This window comes from Microbacterium sp. FG3 (assembly GCF_057809335.1).
The window spans coordinates 1-4,062 of record NZ_JBMDJT010000065.1; the positions used below are offsets into that span (position 1 = coordinate 1).

Here is a 4,062-nt window from a genome sequence, read left to right on the forward strand (position 1 = left end):
GCGCGCCTTCCGCGCCGAGGCCGCCCGCGCGCGCGTCGAGCGCCGAGCCGCCAAGCCGCGCGTATCGGCGGCGTTCGTCGCCGTCGCGGCGGGCCTGGCGCTCGTCGCGGCCGTCGGCGCCTGGATCGGCTTCCAGGCCCTCGCGCCCGACGCGGCGGTCCCGGCGGCCGTGCTCGCGGCGGCTGCCGTGCTCGCGCTCGCGATGATCGTGGCGGGCGCACTGCGCCGGCGCAGCGGCCTTCTCGCCCTCGCGGCGGTGGTGCTGCTCGCCGTCGGGGGCACCGCCACGGCGGCGCGCACCTTCGGCAACGTGCTGCCGTCCTCCGCGGACGTCTACGTGGTGCCGGGCACGCACGAGTTCGTGCAGCCGTTCGGGTACCTGAGCGTCAGTATGTGGGCAAATGCGGGCCGCGCGGACGGTGTGATGGAGGTCCGCAAGCGCGATGGCGTGACGATGATCAGCGTCGGCCACGACGCCGACACACGCATCGAGATCGCGCCCGGCTTCGCCGGCACGGTGCGGCTCATCGACCGCGCGCATCCGAGCGGCCGCGAGGTCGCGCCGCGCACGAACGGCACGTGGCTGTTCGCCTACGACGGCGGGGCAGGCGCCCCCGAGCGCGTGCTGCGCCTGGATCAGCAGGACGGCATCATCGACATCTACCGCACCTACGAGGACTGACATGACCGAGAACATCGACACGCGCACCACTCCCGCCGTCCGCTGGGCGGCGATCGTGTGGGGCGCCCTCCTCGCCGCCGTCGCGGTCGCCGGCATCGCGATCCTCGCGGCGCCCGAGCTGGCGATGGCGCTCAACGAATCGGTCAGCGCGCTGCTCCTGGAGGCCGAGGCCGGCTGGATCCTCGCGCTCGCCCTCATGGCGCTGGGCATCGCGATCGCGATCGGCGGTCTCGTCCTCGCCCTGCGCCGTTCCGCGAAGGCTCCCTCCGCGACCTGAGGCGCCGCCACCGGGGGAGGCCGGCGGCGGCGCGACGACCGTCGTCAGCGGGCGAGCCAGCCGCCGTCCACGACGAGCACGTGGCCGTTGACGTAGGCGGCGTCCGGCCCGGCGAGGAAGGCGACCGCGCCGGCGATGTCGCTCGGCTCGCCCCAGCGCCCCGCGGGGATGCGCTCGCGGATCTCGCGCTCCCGCTTCCCGTCTGCCCGCAGCGCGGCGGTGTTGTCGGTGGCGATGTAGCCCGGCGCGACGCAGTTGACGGTGACCCCCGCGGCCGACCACTCGTTCGCGAGCGTCTTCGTCATGCCGACGACGGCGTGCTTGCTCGCCGCGTACGAGACGACGTTGATGCCGCCCTGGAACGACAGCAGCGACGCGATCGTCACGATGCGGCCGTCGCCGCGCTCGACCATGCCGCGGCCGAGCGCCTGTGTGAGGGTCCACACCGCGTCGAGGTTGACGTCGAGCACCCGCCGCCAGCCCTCTCGGGAGTGGTCGACGGCGGGCTCGCGGTGGATGATCCCCGCGTTGTTCACGAGGATGTCCACCCGCTCGCCCGCGGCGAGCTCGTCGGCGACCCGGCGCGTCTCGTCGGGGTCCGACAGGTCGCAGCGGACCGTGCCGACGGCGTGGCCCTCGGCCCGCAGCGACTCCGCGCCGGCCTCGACGGAAGCCCGCCCCAGGAGCACCACCTCGGCCCCGCGCTCGGCGAGCAGCCGCGCGCACGCGAAGCCGATGCCGGCGCCGCCGCCCGTGACGACGGCGCGGCGGCCGGCCAGCGGGCGGGCCGCGTCGACGGCGCTCACCTCAGGTCCTTCGGCTCGACGGCCTCGACGTCGCTGTAGTCGACGTTCTCGCCCGCCATCGCCCACACGAACGAGTACGCGCCGGTGGCGACGCCGGTGTGGATCGACCACGGCGGCGACACCACGGCATCGCGGTCGTGGAGCATGAGGTGGCGCGTCGCGCCCGGCTCGCCCATCAGATGCACGAGCACGTTGTCGCCGAGCCCGTCGTAGAGGTAGATCTCCGTGCGCCGCGCGTGCAGGTGGGACGGCATCGTGTTCCACACCGATCCGGCGGCCAGCGTCGTGATGCCGAGCACGAGCTGGTTCGCGGCGATGCCGTCCGCGTGGATGTACTTGCGGATCGTGCGCTCGTTCGCCTGCTCCGCCGATCCGAGGTGCAGCGCCTCGACGTGGTCGCGCGCCGCGAGGGCAGCGGTGCCGGCGCGGTGGGCGGGCGCCGAGACGAGGTAGAGGGTGCCGTCGCCGCGGAACGCGACCCGGCGCGTGCCCATCGGCAGGTAGAGCACGTCGTGCCCGCCCATCGAGAAGCTCTCGTCGTCGGCCGTCACCTCCACGGATCCGTCCAGGCACACGACGCCCAGCTCGCGCCGCTCGAGGAAGTGCTCCGCGCGCAGCGCGTCCGGCGCCTCGAGCGGCACCTCCTCGCCCTGCACGCGCACGCCGCCGATGAGCAGGCGATCGTCGTGCGCGTACGCGAAGGACAGTTCTCCGGGGCGGAAGAGGTCGCGCACGACGAAGCGGTCGCGCAGGTCCTGCTCGTCCAGGAATCCGAGGTCGTTCGGATGCGTGCTCCACAGCTCTGTGAAGGTCATATCAGGCGTCTCTCCCTGCCGGTAATTCCGCCACGCGGAAAACGTTTCCTATCTACGGGAATTCTATTGATTATGGTGGGACATGTCATCGACCAGTTCTCGAAGACCGAGAACCCGATCAAGGAGGATCCGTGGCACGGAAACGAATGCGGGCGCTGCCGGCGCTCGCGCTGGCGTCGGTCGCCGCCATTGCGGTCGGCTGCGCGCCGGGGCAGCTCGAGGGCGAGGGGGACGAGCCGCAGGACGTGCAGACGCTCGCGCCCGAGGACTTCGCCGGCCTCACGCTCGAGTACATGTACTTCACCGACGGGCCGGACGAGGAGGGCACCCGCCAGCTCATCGCCGAGTTCGAGGAGGAGTACGACGTCACCGTCGAGCTCGAGATCCTGCCGTACGCGGACCTCGTCACCTCGACCCTGAACCGCCTCTCGGGCGGCAACCCGCCCGACGTGGTGCGCCTCACGGGCCTGACCGACTTCCGCGACGACCTGCTCGTGCTCGACCCGTACCTGGGCGAGGACTACCGCGAGCAGTTCCTGCCGGGCCCGACGAGCGCCGTCCTCAACGACGACGACGAGATGATCGCCGTGCCGAGCGACCTGACGATGAACGGCCCGTTCATCAACGTCGACCTGTTCGAGCAGGCCGGCGTGGAGGTCCCGACCGAGTGGACGTGGGACGAGATGCTCTCGGCGGCCCAGGAGGTCAAGGAGGCCACGGGCGTGCCCTACGCCTTCGCGATGGACAAGTCGGGCCACCGCCTCTCCACCATCCTGAGCGAGTACGGCACCTACCTGCTGGACGACGACGGTAACGCCCTCGACATCGACAGGGCGGAGGCCGCGCTGCAGCCGATCGTCGAGATGATGGCGAGCGGCGACATGCCGGCAGACTTCTGGCTGGGATCGGGATCGCGCTACCAGGGCGCCAACGAGATCTTCCTCGCGGGCGAGACGCCGATCTACCTCTCCGGCAACTGGCAGGTCGCCCAGTTCGTCGAGAACGCCCAGTTCGACTGGACCGTCGTGCCCAACCCGTGCGAGACCGAGTGCGGCGGGTTCCCCGGCGGCAAGTTCATGGCGGCGTTCGAGCAGTCGGAGAACCCCGCCCTCGCAGCCGAGTTCATCCGCTTCATGAACGACGCCGAGCAGCAGGAGACGTTCGTGACGGTGGGTGGGCAGCTGCCGACCCGCGTCGACCTCTCCGAGAGCGGCGTCACCTACCCGGACGAGGCCGCCCAGGAGGCGATGGACGTCTTCCTGGCCGACCTCGTCGACACGCCCGAGGAGGGCTTCGAGTCCAACGGGCACCCGGCGTTCAGCGCGTCGGCGACCGCGCTCGTCGACGAGCTCTCGACCGTCGTGGCCGGCCAGAAGGACCTGCGCACCGCGCTGACCGACCTGAGCGCCGAGATCGACGCGCTCGTGGAGGAAACCACGTCGTGACCACTGCCGCACTGGTCACCTCCCGGCCGCCGCGCCC

Annotated in this window: 4 protein-coding genes and 1 pseudogene; 3 read left to right on the forward strand and 2 right to left on the reverse strand. The window is 71.8% G+C overall.

Annotated elements, in window-relative coordinates; genetic code table 11:
• Nucleotides 1-682, forward strand: a pseudogene (locus tag ACODR5_RS13405) (hypothetical protein); the annotation flags it as partial.
• Nucleotide 683: 1 nt separating this feature from the next.
• Nucleotides 684-959, forward strand: a complete 276-nt coding sequence (locus tag ACODR5_RS13410; protein ID WP_344000218.1) for a hypothetical protein — start codon at nucleotides 684-686, stop codon at nucleotides 957-959.
• A 44-nt stretch (nucleotides 960-1,003) separates the two neighbouring features.
• Here ACODR5_RS13410 and fabG read toward each other — a convergent pair whose 3' ends face one another.
• Nucleotides 1,004-1,765 carry a 3-oxoacyl-ACP reductase FabG gene (fabG, locus tag ACODR5_RS13415; RefSeq protein ID WP_449855249.1) on the reverse strand — a complete coding sequence of 254 codons (762 nt, stop codon included), beginning with the start codon at nucleotides 1,763-1,765 and terminating at the stop codon, nucleotides 1,004-1,006.
• The gene (gene kduI / locus ACODR5_RS13420; protein ID WP_488983907.1) at nucleotides 1,762-2,580 is read right to left on the reverse strand and encodes a 5-dehydro-4-deoxy-D-glucuronate isomerase; all 819 of its coding nucleotides are present in this window, start codon (nucleotides 2,578-2,580) and stop codon (nucleotides 1,762-1,764) included. Before kduI ends, fabG begins: the two co-directional genes overlap by 4 nt.
• A 131-nt stretch (nucleotides 2,581-2,711) precedes the next feature.
• Here kduI and ACODR5_RS13425 point away from each other — a divergent pair, with 131 nt between their 5' ends.
• A complete protein-coding gene (locus tag ACODR5_RS13425) occupies nucleotides 2,712-4,025 on the forward strand; it encodes an ABC transporter substrate-binding protein (RefSeq protein ID WP_460815304.1) in 1,314 nt (437 codons plus the stop codon).
• Nucleotides 4,026-4,062 lie beyond the last annotated feature (37 nt).

What these genes read in the sequence shown, in the direction of transcription:
- ACODR5_RS13410 (WP_344000218.1), top strand. Translation starts at nt 684, where the DNA reads ATGACCGAGAACATCGACACGCGCACCACTCCCGCCGTCCGCTGGGCG.
- kduI (WP_488983907.1), bottom strand. Translation starts at nt 2,580, where the DNA reads ATGACCTTCACAGAGCTGTGGAGCACGCATCCGAACGACCTCGGATTC.